16 protein-coding genes are annotated in these 16,534 nt (G+C 52.1%); 6 read left to right on the top strand and 10 right to left on the bottom strand.

Annotated features, from left to right (window positions below):
- Positions 1–40: 40 nt before the first annotated feature.
- The 4 genes from nadA to NTX59_09785 all read right to left on the bottom strand — a co-directional run bounded on the left by nadA (position 41) and on the right by NTX59_09785 (position 3,077).
- Positions 41–1,063 carry a quinolinate synthase NadA gene (gene nadA / locus NTX59_09800; protein ID MCX5785969.1) on the bottom strand — a complete coding sequence of 341 codons (1,023 nt, stop codon included), beginning with the start codon at positions 1,061–1,063 and terminating at the stop codon, positions 41–43.
- Positions 1,064–1,145: 82 nt separating this feature from the next.
- Entirely contained in the window at positions 1,146–1,877 is a 732-nt protein-coding gene (locus NTX59_09795) for a glycerophosphodiester phosphodiesterase family protein (GenBank protein MCX5785968.1), read from the bottom strand.
- Positions 1,874–2,692, bottom strand: coding sequence for a PHP domain-containing protein (locus NTX59_09790; protein ID MCX5785967.1), 819 nt, complete (start codon positions 2,690–2,692; stop codon positions 1,874–1,876). The genes NTX59_09795 and NTX59_09790 overlap by 4 nt, the downstream gene beginning before the upstream one ends.
- Before the next feature lie 160 nt (positions 2,693–2,852).
- Positions 2,853–3,077 carry a NifU family protein gene (locus NTX59_09785; GenBank protein MCX5785966.1) on the bottom strand — a complete coding sequence of 75 codons (225 nt, stop codon included), beginning with the start codon at positions 3,075–3,077 and terminating at the stop codon, positions 2,853–2,855.
- A gap of 121 nt (positions 3,078–3,198) precedes the next feature.
- Between NTX59_09785 and NTX59_09780 the strand changes: the two genes are divergently transcribed.
- A complete protein-coding gene (locus tag NTX59_09780) occupies positions 3,199–3,618 on the top strand; it encodes a hypothetical protein (GenBank protein ID MCX5785965.1) in 420 nt (139 codons plus the stop codon).
- The gene (locus tag NTX59_09775; protein MCX5785964.1) at positions 3,602–4,096 is read left to right on the top strand and encodes a cob(I)yrinic acid a,c-diamide adenosyltransferase; all 495 of its coding nucleotides are present in this window, start codon (positions 3,602–3,604) and stop codon (positions 4,094–4,096) included. The genes NTX59_09780 and NTX59_09775 overlap by 17 nt, the downstream gene beginning before the upstream one ends.
- A 464-nt stretch (positions 4,097–4,560) precedes the next feature.
- Here the strand turns inward: NTX59_09775 and argS are convergent, their stop codons facing one another.
- The 6 genes from argS to nadD form a co-directional block, all read right to left on the bottom strand.
- Complete coding sequence (gene argS, locus NTX59_09770; protein MCX5785963.1) at positions 4,561–6,171, bottom strand: arginine--tRNA ligase; 1,611 nt, start codon at positions 6,169–6,171, stop codon at positions 4,561–4,563.
- A complete protein-coding gene (gene rsfS / locus NTX59_09765) occupies positions 6,168–6,689 on the bottom strand; it encodes a ribosome silencing factor (GenBank protein MCX5785962.1) in 522 nt (173 codons plus the stop codon). The genes argS and rsfS overlap by 4 nt, the downstream gene beginning before the upstream one ends.
- Positions 6,686–7,570 (bottom strand): cyclic nucleotide-binding domain-containing protein, encoded by an 885-nt coding sequence (locus NTX59_09760; GenBank protein ID MCX5785961.1) that lies wholly within the window; start codon positions 7,568–7,570, stop codon positions 6,686–6,688. Before NTX59_09760 ends, rsfS begins: the two co-directional genes overlap by 4 nt.
- On the bottom strand, positions 7,567–8,643 hold the full coding sequence (locus NTX59_09755) for a type IV pilus twitching motility protein PilT (protein ID MCX5785960.1): 1,077 nt from the start codon (positions 8,641–8,643) through the stop codon (positions 7,567–7,569). The genes NTX59_09760 and NTX59_09755 overlap by 4 nt, the downstream gene beginning before the upstream one ends.
- A gap of 199 nt (positions 8,644–8,842) precedes the next feature.
- Positions 8,843–9,745, bottom strand: a complete 903-nt coding sequence (locus NTX59_09750) for a LytR C-terminal domain-containing protein (GenBank protein MCX5785959.1) — start codon at positions 9,743–9,745, stop codon at positions 8,843–8,845.
- On the bottom strand, positions 9,715–10,863 hold the full coding sequence (gene nadD, locus NTX59_09745; GenBank protein ID MCX5785958.1) for a nicotinate (nicotinamide) nucleotide adenylyltransferase: 1,149 nt from the start codon (positions 10,861–10,863) through the stop codon (positions 9,715–9,717). The genes NTX59_09750 and nadD overlap by 31 nt, the downstream gene beginning before the upstream one ends.
- Positions 10,864–11,086: 223 nt before the next feature.
- Here nadD and NTX59_09740 point away from each other — a divergent pair, with 223 nt between their 5' ends.
- The 4 genes from NTX59_09740 to dnaA all read left to right on the top strand — a co-directional run bounded on the left by NTX59_09740 (position 11,087) and on the right by dnaA (position 16,496).
- Positions 11,087–11,824 (top strand): DUF2064 domain-containing protein, encoded by a 738-nt coding sequence (locus NTX59_09740; protein MCX5785957.1) that lies wholly within the window; start codon positions 11,087–11,089, stop codon positions 11,822–11,824.
- Between the two features lie 194 nt (positions 11,825–12,018).
- Positions 12,019–13,347, top strand: coding sequence for a TldD/PmbA family protein (locus tag NTX59_09735; protein MCX5785956.1), 1,329 nt, complete (start codon positions 12,019–12,021; stop codon positions 13,345–13,347).
- A 145-nt stretch (positions 13,348–13,492) separates the two neighbouring features.
- Positions 13,493–14,941, top strand: a complete 1,449-nt coding sequence (locus tag NTX59_09730) for a TldD/PmbA family protein (protein MCX5785955.1) — start codon at positions 13,493–13,495, stop codon at positions 14,939–14,941.
- Between the two features lie 187 nt (positions 14,942–15,128).
- The gene (gene dnaA, locus NTX59_09725; protein ID MCX5785954.1) at positions 15,129–16,496 is read left to right on the top strand and encodes a chromosomal replication initiator protein DnaA; all 1,368 of its coding nucleotides are present in this window, start codon (positions 15,129–15,131) and stop codon (positions 16,494–16,496) included.
- Positions 16,497–16,534: the final 38 nt, after the last annotated feature.

Raw genomic sequence — 16,534 nt, 5'->3', positions numbered from 1 at the left:
TTATCCTCAGCCTTCCCTAAAAATTCAGTTTATTTTTTGGTTATGCGGCCAGCTCGAACATTTTTTCTATGGCTTTTTTAGCACGGGCCGCGATTTCGGGGGAGACCGTTACAAGCTGTTCCTTTGAAGGATTTTTAAGCGTTTGAAGGACATTTTCAAGCGTAACGGCTTTCATATACGGGCACAGTCGGCACATGGCGATGAAATTTTTATCCGGAAATTTTATGCGCGCCAGCTCCCCGAAACCGCACTCCGTGACCAGCAGATAGGCGGCGGCGTTAGTGCTTTCCACATAGCGCATCATGTCGCCGGTGCCGCCCATATAATCCACGGCGTTTATTATGTCGGAGGGGCACTCCGCGTGCGCGAGCACCGCTAAGCCGGGATATTTTTTCCGGTAAAGCGCTATTACGCGCGCGTCAAAATGTTCATGCACCACGCAGGTCCCATTCCACAAGATCATATCCGTGCCGGGCGTTTTACCCAAAACCCCGGCCAAATTCGCACCCATGAACTTGTCGGGGATAAAAATCACCTTTTTATTCTTTTCGTAGATACGGCGCAATATCTTTTCGGCGTTGGCGCTTGTCACAATGCAGTCGGACTCCGCCTTAACTTCAGCCGGGGTGTTTATGTAAGTCGCCACCGGCGCGCCGGGATGCGCGGCCCTGAGCCCGCGCACATCTTCGGCGGTCACGCTTTCACTGAGGGAGCAGCCGGCATTGAGGGAGGGAATATAAACTTTCTTCGAGGGATTTAAAACGGCCGCGGTTTCGGCCATGAAACGCACGCCGCAGAAAACAATTATATCAGCCGCCGTACGGCGCGAATCGTCGGCCAGCTTGTAAGAATCTCCCGCAAAGTCCCCTATGCCCAGTATTATCTCCGACGTCTGGTAGACATGCGCGCAGATCACGGCGTTTTTTTCTTTTTTAAGCCTGTTTATCTCAAGCGTAAGGGCCGCTATATGGTCCAGCCGCCCTTCCACGCACTTGTGGTGAAGCCCCAGCGCCATCAGCCGTTTGGCCTCTTCCTTTATCTCGTTTTCAGTTATTGAAGCCATAAAAGAGTTAAGAGTTTTGAGTCTGGAGTTATGCGTTAAGAGCTCAAGAGTTTAAAATCTTTAAACTCCAAACTCACAACTCTCAACTCCCAACTTTCCCCATTATATCCGGATAATTGCTGAAAATCCCGTCCACTCCGATTTTTTCCATTTTAAGGGCGGTTTTCCTGTCGTTGACGGTATAAACGTAAACGACGAAACCGGCTTTCTTCAGCGCCGCCACATTCAGCTTGAAAGCCAGGCGGCTGCTCATGTTGAAATTGACCGCTCCCACGGCTTTCGCTTTTTTCAGCGCCGGAAGCAGCGGGACGGTATTCAGGCTGTTGCCCAAATAACCGAGGCGCAGTTCAGGGGAAAGTTTCCGGAGGCGTTTAAGCGTGCCGTAATCAAAGCTTGAAACCAGCGCCTTTTCAAAAAGGCCGGGCCTTGAGCGCAAAAAAGCTAGCAGCTCCGCCTCGATGCCGGGGTATACATTATTATCGTTCTTTATCTCAAAATTCAGCCAGCACGCGGCAGGTTCAATAATCTCCATCACTTCCTCAAGCTTTGGGATCCTCTGGAAAGACGGGTTTGCGGCAAAATGCGCGGCCACATTTATTTTTTTCAGTTCGGCGTATGAGAGCTCCGCTATTTTAACCTCTTTCGCGGCCGTTCTTTTTAAGTCAAAATCGTGGTGAACGACCAGAATCCCGTCTCTGGTGCGGTGCACATCAAATTCAAAATAGCTGGCGCCCATTTTAACCGCCAGTTCAAAAGCCGCGAGCGTGTTCTCGGGGGCATAACCTGAAGCCCCGCGATGAGCTATTATTTTCATATAAACGCCTTTTTAATCCCTTTGAACATTTCTTCGCTGTATTCAAACCCGAACATCCTGTCGCGGTCCGTACCGGGGCCGTGAAAATCTATACCGGCGGTGATAAAAAGGCCGTAACGCGCGGCAAGCGCGATAAACTCCCTGGTAAGCGTATTGCTGTGCGACGGATAAAAGGCCTCGATCCCGTCCAGGCCCATGTCTTTCCAGGCGGGAAGGTCAAGAATTTTAACAACCACGCCCGGATGGGCCAGCACCGCAAAGCCGCCGGCCGCTTTGATCGTTTGAATGGCTTCCTCTATGCCGGGTCCGTTCGGCGGCGCATAGGCGGGGCGCCCCCGGCCGATGTATCTTTCAAAAGCCTCCTTGCGCGTTTTTACGAAACCTTTCTTTTTAAGCAGGTCCGCTATGTGCGGGCGGCCTAAGGTATGGCTGTCGCCAAACGGCAATTCCTCATACGAAATTTCAAGGCCGAGGCCGCGCAAGAGCCCTATTATTGTTTTCAGCCTTTCAAGACGCTTCGCCCGGAAAATTGCGGCCTTCGCGAGCAGCGCCGGGTTTGCCGGATCCAGGCCGTAGCCAAGTATATGCAAACTGTCGTGCAGACTGGAACTGAATTCCACCCCGTAACAATAAATTATGCCGGCCTCTTTTAAAGCCGGCTCCATCTCGGCCCAGCCGGCGGTCATGTCGTGGTCGGTGAGAGAAAAAAAATTTATACCGGCCCGCGCGGCCGTCCGGGCCAGCGCCTCCGGCGCAAGCGTGCCGTCAGAGTGGGCGGAATGGTTATGAAGATTTATCAACGGGGAAGACGGCATAAGAAAACTCAAAGTGTAAAGTGAAAAATGCAAAATGAAAAGTGAAAAATTGAGAGGAAAACCGGACAGAAAAACCGGCCTAAACCGAAAAATTAACGATTGGTTTTAACCGGCGCGCAATCTTTTCCGCCATTTTACATTTTAAACTTTGCATTTCTCCTCAGTCCACCGCCACCTCTTTAACTTCCGGCACTTCTTCCTTAATCATCTTTTCCACCACATGCTTAAGCGTCATGGCGGCATGCGGGCAGCAGCCGCAGGCTCCGGTAAGTTTTACCGTGACCACGCCCGTTTTTTCATCCACGCCCAGCAGTTCCACCGAGCCGCCGTCAGCGGCCAGCATGGGTTTTATTTTTTTTATCACTTTTTCAACTTTATCTTTCATAGATGTATCACCTCAATAAGTCAATTATACCATTCCGGCCGCGCGCGTAAGCGGAAGGCGGCGATATTTTCCTGTTATCTTTTCCCCGCCTGCCTGACTATATTTGTAAAATATCCGTTATATGCTGCGTGAGGAAAAAAACATACGGCAGACGCAGGGGGAACCTCCGAGGCGGTGGTTCGCGGACGAATTTTTTGACCTTATAGTCTGGTTTGTGCCACCGGCCTGTTCCGCCTCAGGCGGACTGTCCGCGACTGAAGCGGACGGCTCCATAGACGGATTTCAGCTGTGTTATGACCGCGAAGGCCATCCGCGGGCTTTAACCTGGACCAGAAGCGCCGGCTACACCCATAACGCAATAGACGACGGAGATTTCCCGTCGGGCGCTCATAAATCGTCCCCGGTGCTTGTCTCAGACGGCGTGTTCGACACAAAAAACATTTACGACCGTTTTGAACAGGCCGCCGGGCTTCTGCCGGAGGAGATACGGAGCATAGTCGGCAAAAAAATAAAGGAATTTCCCGATGCCAAAAAGATTTAAACCGGCCATGGGCAGGGGCGACGACGGAACAACCGGCCTGCTTTTGGGAAGACGGGTTTCAAAAACCGATGTGCGCGTGAAAGCGAACGCCCTTATAGACGAGTTGAACGCCTGGCTGGGGCTTGCCAAAACCCTTAAGGGCCCGGCCGCCAAAGAGCGGGCCGGGCTCGAAGACGCGCAAAAGAATCTCTTCGCGCTTTCCTCACACATAGCCGGGCTTGATAATTCAAAAACAATAGAATCCGGAACCCGGAAGCTTGAAAAAGAAATAACCCGCCTGGCCGAAAGCCTGCCTGAACTCAAATCTTTTGCGGTTCCGGGCAAAAACGAGGCGGAAGCCGTGCTGCATTTAGCCCGCGCCCGATGCCGCTCAGCCGAAATACTCGCCTGGCATGTAAAAAAAGCCAAACCCTGCGCGGTTTACCTTAACCGCCTGGCCGATTACCTCTTCCTGCTCGCTCGGGCAAGTTGCAAATAACAGGACACAGGTCTCAGGTCACACGCCTTAAGCTCTAACCCTTCCTGACTTCCGCAATGGGACACCTGAAACCTTAAACAGCAGCCTGTACTATACTGGCGCGGGACCTGCCAGGGAACTGGAACGCAAAACCAGGGTCGGGACACACCGTGCCCGCCCTTCGCTTCCTCGCCCTCCGCGCTATGCAAGCGTCGGGCTCCGGAGCGTTTTGCTTATCTAGTTCCCCGTCACCCGCGCAGATTACCGTAGCGGCCTTGCTTTTTTATAGATAACCCCGCCCTTATTGATGATACGGCGTATTTGCCCACCCGGCGGTATCAGAGCCGCTTATAAAATGTGCCGTTTTTTACCGTGGGACATACAAAATACAAGCGGCTCTCGTCGATAAAATCTCCATTTTTGGAGGGGTTGCGGAAGACGGGAGGGCACAAGCCTTAAGCTCTAACCCTTCAGCCTTTCAGAACTTACATTTTTTCGGGGGAGGAAACGCCCAGCAGGCTTAATCCCTCGGAGATGACGGACTTTACAGCCTTAAGCAGGAACAGCCGCATGGCCGTGGTTTGCGGCGCCTCCGGGGAAAGCACCTTGTGCTGGGTGTAGAAGGAATGAAACAAAGCCGAAAGCTCCGTAAGGTAGGTCGTAAGATAATGAGGGGAAAAGTCGGCAACGCAGGTTTCGAGCGTTTTTTCAAACCACAGGAGTTTTAAAACCAGGGCGCGCTCTTCCGGGTTGAAAGTTATTTCAGCCGGAGCAAAACCGGCCTTGACATCAACGCCTTTTCCGGCGGCATTGGCAAAAACAGAGCAAATCCGCGCGTGCACATACTGCACATAGTAAACCGGGTTTTCGTTCGAGCGTTTTTTAGCCAGATCTATATCAAAGATCAAATGCGTGTTGGGGCCGCGCATCGCGAAAAAGAACCGGCAGGCGTCGGCGCCCACTTCTTCCACCAGCTCTTTCAGCGAAACAAAATCCCCTTCCCGTTTTGACATTTTCACAAGTTCTTCTCCGCGCTTTAAAATAACCATCTGGTGAATGATTACCTTAAAGCCGCCGCGGTCTTTGCCCAGGGCGGATACGGCGGCCTCCATCCGGGGCACATAGCCGTGGTGATCGGCGCCCCAGATATCGATAAGAAGATTAAAACCCCTGTCGTACTTGTTCAAATGGTAAGCGATATCGTTTAAAAAATAGGTGTTGCTGCCGTCGGACTTGACCAGCACCCGGTCCTTGTCTTCGGAGTTGTCCTCCGAAGCGCTGCCGAACCAGACAGCCCCGTCCTTTTCGCTGGTCAGGCCAAGGCTCTTAAGGGCTTCAAGGGCCCTGCGCGGAGCATCGGCCTCGTGCAGTTCGGATTCCAGAAACCAGCGGTCGAACCCAACGCCGAAACCCTTCATGTCCGCCTTGTGCAGATTAAGCATTTCAGCCACCGCGAACCCGGAAAATTGTTTTTCCGTCCAGCCGGAAGCTTCCGGCGGCAGAACGGCGGCCGTCTCTTTGAGGTAAGCGCCTTTATAGCCGTTTTCAGGCGGTTCCTGCCCCTCAAAGCGGGCTTTCAGCGAGCGGCCCAGCAGTTCCACCTGCCTGCCCATGTTGTTGACATAAAACTCGGAACTCACTCCTGCGCCGAGCAGCCGCATAATTTTCGCCAGGCTGTCGCCGAGGGTCGCCCCCCGTCCCGACGCCAGGTGAAGCGGCCCCGTGGGATTTGCGGAGACGAACTCTATATTTATTTTCTGGGCCGCGCGCTCCGGGTTCTTAAAATAAGCGGGGCCTGAAACAATGCCTCTTAACGCCTCAAAAAAGAACTCGTTCTTTAAATTAATATTTACAAATCCGGGCGCGATAACTCCGGCTTCAAAATCAGGGGCCAAAGCCGTTGTCAGCTCTTCAGCTATTTTTAAGGGCGGTCTTTTCAGCAGTTTGGCGGCGGATATGGGCCAGGCTATGGAAATATCGGCTCGGATATGGGGCGGGGGGGCGCAAAGGCTGAAAGCCGAAAGCTGGTTTTGGTCAAGCGCGAAAGCGCGCGCGGCGCGCTCTTTCAGTTCCTCTTCAAGCGCCGAAAGTTTCATTTTTTTCTGGCAGTCTTTTTTGCCGGTTTGGTTTTCTTGCGGACGGACGGAGCCGTTTTCTTTCTACCGGCAGGTTTGGCCTTTTTCCTGGCCGCCGGTTTTAATTTAGGCCCGGCTGCGGCTTTGGGTTTTTTAGTAAGGGCTTTTTGGCGGACAGCGGCCTCGCGCCATGGTATTTGCGGGAAATGGGCGAAAAGCACGTCCATGGAGTAAAATTCCCTGGCGCCGGTCTCAAAAATGTGCACAAGCACCCCGCCGTAATCCAGCACTTTCCAGGCGCGGCTCTCGCCGCCTTCCCGGTAAAGGACATAAAGCCCCCGCGCTTTAAAAGCTTTGTTCACGGCTTCTTCCACCGCCTCCAGCTGCGGCACGGAATCGGCGGTCATCAGCACCGCGTAATCGGCCAGCGGTGAGTTTTTTGCCAGCTCATAAATTACGATGTTCTCCGCGTGTTTTGAGTCGCCGAGCCTGGCGGCCTCAATGGCTATTTTTTTGAATTTAGTGCAGGTGTTTTTCATATAAAGTTTTTCTGATTTTTAAGTTTAAGCATTAGTTCTGTTTCTACCCGGTGTTCAATATTTTCAATGGCGGAGCTGCTGATGGAGGATATTGTATTAAATATCGTGCCGAGATTGTTTTTTTCATAACTGGAAACATCCGCCGACTTGCAAAAACGGACATATCCGAGCCGGTTGCCGTGCCGCGAACAGGTCATTATATAGGTCCTGGCGTCAAGCCAGCCGTCTTTCGGAGCGCTTTGCACCGCCAAAACCGCGGGCTCGTCAAAACTTATTTTGGACCCGGCCGGATCGTACTCCTCGTTGAACTTGTTGTAAAAAAATGCGTTTATGTTCCAGTGCCCCTCGAAATAGATGCTTATTTCATCCACCATCTTTGCCATAAAAGCCGCTACGGATTTATGCTCGTCCATTATAACCCGGCTCATGTCAAACAGCATGGTGAGCTCGTTCGAGGTATGCTGCAGGCGCTTTAAGACCACCTTGATTATTTCTATAAAAAAGTTTATGCCGGTTTCGGAATGCTCCTTTATAAAGTTAAGGAACTCGGTGCGCTTTATCTCATAGAGCGAGGTTTCAAGCGCTGCCCTGGCCTGCGCGGAGCGGGGCTGGACTTCAAGCACGGCCATTTCGCCGAAAAAATCCCCTTTTGTAAGTATGGCGAGCGGCTTGAATTCTTTGCCTTCCTCGTCCAGCTTCTTTTCTATTACAACCTCGCCCGAGACGATGATAAAAAGCGTGTCGCCTTCGCTTTTCTCCCTGAAAATAACGGCGCCGGCCGGGCGGGAAATCTGCCTGAAATACCCGGAAAACTCTTCCAGCATTTCCGCGGAAAAATTCTTGAAGATCCCGATATTCTTAAGTCCGTCAATTTCTGTCATAATCCGCCGTCCCTGTTGCAGAGCTTTTTGAACATTTCCTGGTCATGCGCCTTGGCTATGGCCGCCTCAAAAGATACCAGGTTCTGGAGGACCATGTTCGCGAGAGACCTGTCCATGGGCATCATGCCGAACTTGGCGCCGGTTTCTATGGCGCTGTAGATCATGTGCGTCTTGCCTTCGCGTATAAGATTTGCGATGGCCGGGGTCATAACCATTATCTCCCGCACGGCCACGCGGCCCTTGCCCTCTTTTTTGGGCAGCAGGATCTGCGACACCACCGCCTGAAGAGATGCCGCCAGCTGCACGCGCACCTGCGTCTGCTGATGGGGGGGGAAAACGTCTATGATGCGGTCTATGCTTGACGGTGCATCCTGTGTGTGCAGGGTAGCGAAAGTCAGGTGGCCCGTTTCCGCCGCGGTGATGGTCAGCTGAATGGTTTCAAGGTCGCGCATTTCGCCGACTAAAATCACATTTGGATCCTCGCGCAAGGCGGCCCTGAGCGCGTTGCTGAAAGACTTCGTATGCTGGCCTATTTCGCGCTGGCGGACTATGCATTCCCTGCTCTCGTAGGTGAATTCGATCGGGTCCTCTATTGTAAGGATATGGCCCTTTTTCTTTTGGTTTATAAGGTCCAAAATGGCGGCAAGCGTCGTGGATTTGCCGGAACCGGTGGGCCCGGTAACCAGCACCAGACCTTTTGGAAGGGTGGAAAGATTTACTATGGTCGGCGAAAGGCCCAGTTGCTCCGGAGTCGGAATGATCGAGGGAATAACGCGCATGACCGCTTCCACGCCGCCTCTTGTGATAAGAGCATTCAGGCGGAACCGCGACACGCTTTTAATGGCGAAAGAACAGTCCAGCTCCCAATTCTCCTCAAACTTGGCCCGCTGCTCGTCGTAGAGCGCGGAATACACCAGATTTTTTGTTTCCTCCCCTCTAAGCGGCTCAAAAGCCGCGTTTACCGGCATTATCTGCCCGTTAAGGCGCATCATGGGCGGCTTGCCCGAGCAGATATGTATGTCGGAAGCGCCCTGCTGCACCGCCGTGCCGAGTATAGTTACCAAATCCGTCATAGGAACCCCCTTATTGTCGCACCCCGCCCGCACTGCACAGCGTTCGGCCATCTGATGGCCATAGGCCCTTGATAGACGACCCTTTCCCAACTACTTAAGGGACACCGCACTGCGGTTTCCCCTCCTGCGCAGGCCCCGCCCTTTTGGGCTCCAATGCAAACCCAAAAGAGCGGGGCAGGCATTGGGGCGGATCAGCCGCCTAATCTTTTATTATCGTTCTGTTAAAGTCCACGCCAAGGATAACAGAAACTTCAGCCACGCTGCCCGGGCCCGGCTTTGAATATATTTCAAGCGCGTTCAGACCTAAAGCCGAGCGCGCGGCCTTGGCGGCCTCCATGTTACCTGAACAGTTTACTATTTTTGTCTGTTCCTCCACACTTCCATAGGTCCCGAAATTTATAACATCAAAACCCTTTTTTCTCAGGTATTTGGTAACCTGCGCGGCCAGGTCTTTTTCGCCGGAGGCGTTTAAAACTTCCACCCGGAAAACCGGCGCAAAAGCGCCGGCTTCAATATCCGCCTTATCCCCGGCTCCAATGTCGCCGGAGCCGTCCGCCGCGCCGCCGCGGCCGGTCCCGCGCTCAAAATCCGTAACAATGAAGTTGGAGGAATTAAGACGGGATAATTCAAGCGCCATGAGTAAAAGATCGTGAAAGGAAATATTGGTGCGCTCCTCTTTTTTTAGCAGCCAAAGCCGGCGCGCGGCTTCAAAAAGCAGCCTGGGCCTGGAACGCCACGAATTTAAAGTTTCATAAAACGCGCTCAGATCGGCCGACTGGGCGTCCGTTACAAGGTAAAGCACGTCTTCCCCTTGGCCCGATATTTTGCCGGAAACGAGCGCCAGCGCCGCGCAGGCCTTTTGGTAGTTCGAGCCGCGGCCTTTTAACCGCGCCGGAGGCAGGTTTATCGCGGTTACCGTTTTTGAAAAAGAATGATAAATAAAGACCCTGGACGCTCTTTCGCCGATAACAGCTATTTCAAGGTCGCGGTTGGCGGCAAGTTCGGCGGCCAAACCGGAAAAATAATGCGCGGCAAGCAGCCCCGCGCATATGGCGAGACCGGCCGCCAGCATCAGTCTCTCTTTTGTCGGTGAAGTTTCCATAACTTTAAATTCCCGGGGTGCGGCCAGAAGCCCCTGCCGGCCGCGTATTTGAGTTTAACATAATTTGCCGCCAGGAAGGCGGCGTCAAGGTCCCGGCGCGCGAGAGCCGCTATTTTTTCCGCCTCCGGAAACCCTCTGCCTTCCGCCGCAAGATCCGCCACATAGAGTATTTTTGACAGCGCGTCCATGCGGGTGGACCCCAAAGTGTGCAGGGTTATGGCCCGCAAAACGGTTCCGTCGCGCACACCGAAACGCTCGGCGGCAAGCCTTGCGGACGCGTAGGAGTGGAGCAGCATTGGCGCGCGGACAACCGTCGCTTTAAACCAGGGAACTTTCAATTTCTTTGAGACGGCATAGCGAATAAGGCGGTTTTTTTTAAAATCCCTGGCGGCGTCATGTAAAAGCCCGGCAAGCGCCGCTTTCTGCGGGTCTTCCCCGTGTCTGCCGGCAAGTTCCGCTGACAGCCGCGCCACCGCCAGACAATGCGCGTACCGCGCCGGGGTGATAAGCTTTTTCAAAAGCCGTCTTTCTCTTGAAAAATAAAGCCTTTTTCTTAATATATATCTGTTTACCGGGGCGGCAAGAAAGCGGCTGCGGCCGCCGAATAACAACGCCGCCCGCAAAGAAGTAGAGGAAACTTCCGGAAAAACCCCTTTAAGCCGCTCAAAAGGCGCGTTCGACGGATTTTTCAGAGGGAAACCGCTGCGCGCGCCCACAAGCAATCCGGCGTTTTTAATTATGCCGCGGGAATTTTTCCAGCGCCCGAACCCGGTCAGGCAGTCGGAACCCATCAGGAAGTAAATTTTTGACCGAGGATGCAGGCGCCTGAAATGTCTTAGGGTTTTAAAGGTATAAGAGGGCCGGACCCCGCTTCCTTCAAAACGGCTTACCTTAACCTGGTCCAGGCCGGAGCCCCGCAGTGCCAGCTTTGTCATTTTAAAACGGTCGTTAAAAGAAACAGGGGCGGTTTCTTTAAAAGGAGACCTAAACGCCGGTACCGCGTATATCCGGCGCGGCTTAACGGCTTTTATGGCGGCCCTGAGCAGCGCCGCGTGGCCCTTGTGCGGCGGGTCAAAACTGCCGCCATAAATTATAATGGTTTCTTCGGTATGGTTCATGTCTCCGTCGACCCCGCAGCAACAGCAACTTAACGCCAGCTGACTAATTTAGTATAATACACTTCAGCCTGCTTTGCCAATGCTTGCCCCGCCCTTTTGGATTTGCATTGGAGCCCAAAAGGGCGGGGCTTGCGCAGGAGGGGAAACCGCCTATGCGGTGTCCCCTCAGTCGTTGGGAAAGGGTGGAAACCGCCCATGCGGTGTCCCGCCAAAGTAAAGTTTTATGAAAGACAAGAGAAACAATAGTATCATCCTGCTGGCTGAAGCTCCGGAACCGGGAAAAACCAATTGCGAACTTAAAACCTCGCTTGGCGAGGAACGCGCTCTTCATGTGTCCGGAGACCTGCTTAAAAATTCGTATGCTCTCGCGAAGAATTTCAAAGACGCCATATTGCTGATTTCCTACGAAAAGACACCTTCACACCCCGACCTTACCTGGCTGGATCCCGAAGACCCCGGTTTTTTGGAAACTAATAAAAAAACCGCCGCTGAACAGCTTACCGACGCCTTCACCCTCGCGTTCAATACCGGCGCGAAAAAAGCCCTTTTTTTAAATCATCTTTCTCCGGATGTAAAGCCGGAATGGCTTTCACAGGCCTTTGACGGAGCCGGAGAAAAAACCGTTTCCATCGGCCGTAATCAGGACGGCTCTTTTTACCTGCTGGCTCTGACACAAAACAACCTTAAAATTATTTCCGGCATTTCCCCTTACGCGCCAAGCACCGCGGATGAATTGTCGGAAAAAGCCAAAAAGAACAAACTGGCTGTTTTCACCACGCCTGAAACTTTCGCCGTTAAAAACGCGGAGACGCTAAGCGCCTGGATTGAAGCCAGAAAGCAGGAATCTCCGCTTTTTTCGGCTCTCCAGCCGCCCCCTGAACCGGGCCCCGCTTCAAAACACCCTAAAAATCACGCCGGGAAAAACCGCAGGGATGCTTCTCCGGAAGAAACCGAAAAATAATATAACGCGTCTTACCGGCAAAGCCAAAGAACAAAACGAGGCTGGCCGTTCGCGGGCCACAGGTCTTTAGGTGAAGCGAAGCAACACAATACTTGCGTAGGTGCCGTATCAAGCACGGTGTGCATCAGACGGCCAATACTTGCGTAGGAGGGGAAACCACATGGCGGTTTACACCCCTTAACAAGGATCGGAAAATGATTAAAACAGAAGACATCTGCGAGCGGATTTTCGCCCTGGCAAAAGGAGTCCAGACGGAAGCTTTTATGGTGCATTCCGCCGGGGCTCTCACGCGATTTGCGGATAATGAAATTTCACAGAACGTGTACAACGACTCTTCTTCTGTTTCCATACGTTTCGTGGACTCCGGGAGGACGGCAAAGATAACGCTTAACCAGTTTGACAGGACGGCCCTTGAACGCGCCGTGAAGACCGGCCTTGAAACCCTTAAATGGCAAAAAAAAGATAAAAATCTTCTGCCTCTGGCCGGACCGCGGCCGCTTGAACGCGGCCGCAACGTTTTTTCCAAGGAAACCGCGGAACTGCCCCCTCTTTACAGGGCTCAAAAGATAAACGACCTTGTGCGGACCTGTAAAAAAAACGGGCAGATCGCTTACGGCACACTTGAAAACGGCCTTGCCTCATACACCGTCGCCAACAGCCGCGGAGTGTTCGCCAAACATCTCGAAAGCTACATAACCTACAGCGTAACAGTGAGAGACGGCGACGGTTTCGGCTGGGCGGAGACGCCGGCCGCAACCGCCGGGGACATTGATTTTGAAGCCGTTAACCGGACCGCCCGCCTGAAAGCGGCCATGGGCAGAAAACCGCGCGACATAAAGCCGGGCCTTTATCCGGTCATACTTGAGCCGGCGGCCGCGGCCGACCTTTTGTCTTACCTGTGCGTTTTCGGCTTCGGCGGCCAGTTTTATAATGAAGGCTCCAGCTTCGTAAGCGGCAACCTGGGGAAAAACCTTCTGAGCCCCCGCCTTTCAATTGAGGACAACGCGCTTGACGGCCCGGCGCCCGGTATGCCTTTCGATTTTGAAGGCCAGCCCCGGAGCAGGGTGTTTTTGGTGGAAAAAGGAACAGTGAAAGCTGTAGTGCACGACCGTAAAACGGCCGCGGCCGCGAAAACAGCCTCCACCGGCCACTCCCTGCCGCAGCCCAACGGTTTCACCCCTTTCCCCCTTAACGTTTCAGTGCATCCCGGGGAAAGCTCCGTTGAGGAAATGATAAAAAACTCTAAAAAAGCCGTGCTGATAACGCAGTTCCACTACACCAACCTTCTCAGGCCGCTCTCCGTGGAAATGACCGGCATGACAAGGAACGGAACTTTTCTGGTGGAAAACGGAAAAATTTCAAAGCCTCTTAAAAACCTGCGTTTCACGCAGAGCATGGTAAAAGCTTTTAGAGACGTGGAAGCGGTAGGCCGCAAGGCCGAACTCTGCCAGGTTTGGGGCAGGCTCAGCTGCCCCGCTTTCAAACTGAAGGCTTTTAATTTTTCCTCGGCTACTGAGTTTTAATAACTGCCCAGGTTGTTTAGGCTGTAAAACGCCATCGGTCGTAGGCCTTAAGCCATAGGCAGAATATATAATAAACCATTAAGGCTTCCTTACAGCTTATGGCATACGGCTTAAGGTAGTTACGAATTTTAAGGGAGAACCCGACATGTTTAAACTTGCGACAAAAGCTATTGAAATAGCCGATAAGAGAAAAGCGGATTTTGCCGACATACGGATAATAGAGGACCGGCGCCAGGACCTGAGCGTGAAAAACGGGGAAATAGCCGATTTAAACGACCGGGTAACGCTTGGTTTCGGGGTGCGCGTGCTGCACCGAGGGTCATGGGGCTTTGCCTCAAGCAGCCTGCTTAGTGCCCGCTCCATTGAGCTTTGCACGCTTAAAGCCTTTGAAATAGCACGGGCCGGGACTCTTATCAAGGGAAGAGCGGCGCGCATGGCTCCGGAGCCGGCCTGGCAGGATTTCTGGCAGACGCCGTTCATAAAGGACCCTTTCGCCGTTTCCATTGACGCTAAATTGGAGTTGCTCTTTAAAATGAACACAATGATGGCGAAAAACAAAAAAATAAAATCCGCGGTATGCGACATGAACTTTATCCGCGAACATCAGTGGCATATGACCACGGACGGCTCAAAAATAGAACAGGTCCTGCTGTCTTCAGGCGCAGGCTCTTCGGTTTCCGCTATTTCCGGCGGAGATATGCAGCTCCGCTCCTATCCTTCCGTTCACGGCGGACAGACGCTTGCCGGAGGATACGAACTCATAGAAACGCTGGACCTGGCCGGCAACGCCGAGCGGGTAAGAGAAGAGGCTTTGGCGCTTTTAGCCGCCCCGCCGTGCCCCTCGGGGGAAAAAGACCTTATTATAGGCGGCAACCAGCTCGCCCTGCAGATACACGAATCCGTGGGCCATGCCTCAGAGCTTGACCGGGTGCTGGGCTACGAAGAGTCTTATGCGGGTTCAAGTTTCGCTACCACGGAAAAGCTGGGGAGATTCCGCTACGGTTCGCCGATCGTCAATCTGGTAGCCGACGCCACTCTTCCGGGCGGGCTCGCCACCGCGGGGTACGACGACGATGCCGTGAAAGCCCAGCGCTGGCATATAGTAAAAGAAGGTATTTTAAGCGGATATATGACCAACAGGGAATTCGCGCACGCCATAGGCGCCCGGCGAAGCTGCGGCAGCTGCCGCGCCGACGGCTTCTCCAACATTCCGATAACAAGGATCTGCAACCTCAGTCTTATGCCCGGAAACATTCCGTACGAAGAGTTGATAGCTTCCACGAAAGACGGCATAATAATGGAAAACAACAAATCCTGGAGCATCGACCAGAAACGCCTTAATTTCCAATTCGGCTGCGAGCTGGGCTGGCTGGTAAAGAACGGCAAAAAAACAACTTTGGTGAAAAACCCGACTTACCAGGGAATTACGCCGGAATTCTGGAATTCCTGCGACGCCATATCCGACGAAAACAGCTGGCGCCTTTACGGAGTTGCCAACTGCGGCAAGGGCCAGCCGGGACAAACAGCCATGATGTGCCACGGCAACAGCCCGGCGCGCTTTAAACAAGTGAAAATAGGCGTAAAAAGCAATTGACTTGCGGTTAAAAAAGGAATAATATTATATATAGGGCTCGGCTGTAACATTCTGTTAACAAATTCCTGTTTTTTTTTAGTAAAACTGTTCGTTATTATCAGGAAATAAAGTTGTCAACAGAAAAAAGTCATAAAAAACAAGCGTTTTTCGGTATTTTTTAAAATCTATTAACAGTTGTGGATAACTTGTGGATAACTTAACAGAAGTCAAGGAAATCTGGCAGGAAGTGTTAAAAAAACTTGAAGCTGAGGTTGGGTTCGCTGAAGTTGACCTTTGGCTGCGCCCGATAAAACCGCTGCTTATAGAAAGCGGCACTTTAAAAATTGAAGTGCCGAATTCCACAATTTATGGCACGGTCAAGCAGCGCTATGAAGAAAAAATTTTAAAAATTGCCGGCGAAATAACCGGCAAAACCATCGCACTGAACTATTCAATGTCGATCGCCCCGGCGGAGACGAAACCCGCGCCCCTGCCGGAACCGCCGCCGGAAAAGCGGCCCGCCTCCATGAACCAGGTCAGTTTTAACCCTAATTATACCTTTGAAACTTTTGTGGTGGGAGCCTCGAACCGCTTCGCTTACGCGCTGGCTGAAAGCGTGGCAAAAACTCCCGGCCAGACAAATCCGTTCTTTATTTACAGCGCCCCCGGTCTGGGGAAAACCCATCTTCTCCACGCCATCGCCCACGGAATTTTCAAAAATAATCCTTCAGCTAAAATCCTTTATACCGCAAGTGAAAACTTTGTAAATGAATATATTGACGCCATCGGCTCAAAATCCACCGAAAATTTCAGGAAAAAGTACAGAAATCTGGACTGTCTGCTTTTAGACGACATTCAATTTCTCGTGGATAAGGAAAAAAGCGAAGAAGAGTTTTTTAATACTTTCAATACCCTGGCCGACTCCAAAAAACAAATAATTGTCACTTGCGACCGCCCTCCGCGCGAACTCGCGTTCAACCAGCGCCTTGTTTCACGCTTCCTTTCCGCGGGGCTGGCCGACATAAAAAACCCGGACTTTGAAACACGGGTGGCCATACTGCGTCAGAAAAGGGATTTTCATAAATACGACATTCCCGACGATATAATAACTTTCATAGCCGAGAATGTGCGTAAAAACATAAGGGAACTGGAAGGCTGTCTTATTAATGTCGGAAGTTTTTTTACAAGCATGAAGATCCCCCCCACAATAGACGCGGTAAAAGGGATAATAAAAGATCACATAACAGACTCCGACCAGGAAGAGAATAAGATTGAAATTGAACTGATAAAAACCGTGGTGGGCGAAAAATTTAATGTGGAAGCCAAGGATTTTAATTCAAAGAAAAAAACAGAGGCTATAGCCTTTCCGCGCCAGATAGCGATGTATCTGGCCTGCGAGCTGACCGACATGTCCCTTCCCGATATAGGCGAAGCTTTCAGCCGCGACCACACTACTGTTATGTACGCCAGGGATAAAATCCGCCAGCGTTTACATACTGACCCCTATTTTAGCGAGACCGTAAATGCCATCATCTCAAGGTTAAAGGTTGTTAATAACTCCGGAAAAACGCGGTAGGGGGGTGTTTTTTGTTGGGACTATCAGTAAAAACTTAA

This window comes from Elusimicrobiota bacterium, from assembly GCA_026388155.1.
Taxonomy (GTDB): domain Bacteria; phylum Elusimicrobiota; class Elusimicrobia; order Elusimicrobiales; family UBA9959; genus UBA9634.
This window is presented reverse-complemented; position numbering and strand designations above follow the sequence as displayed.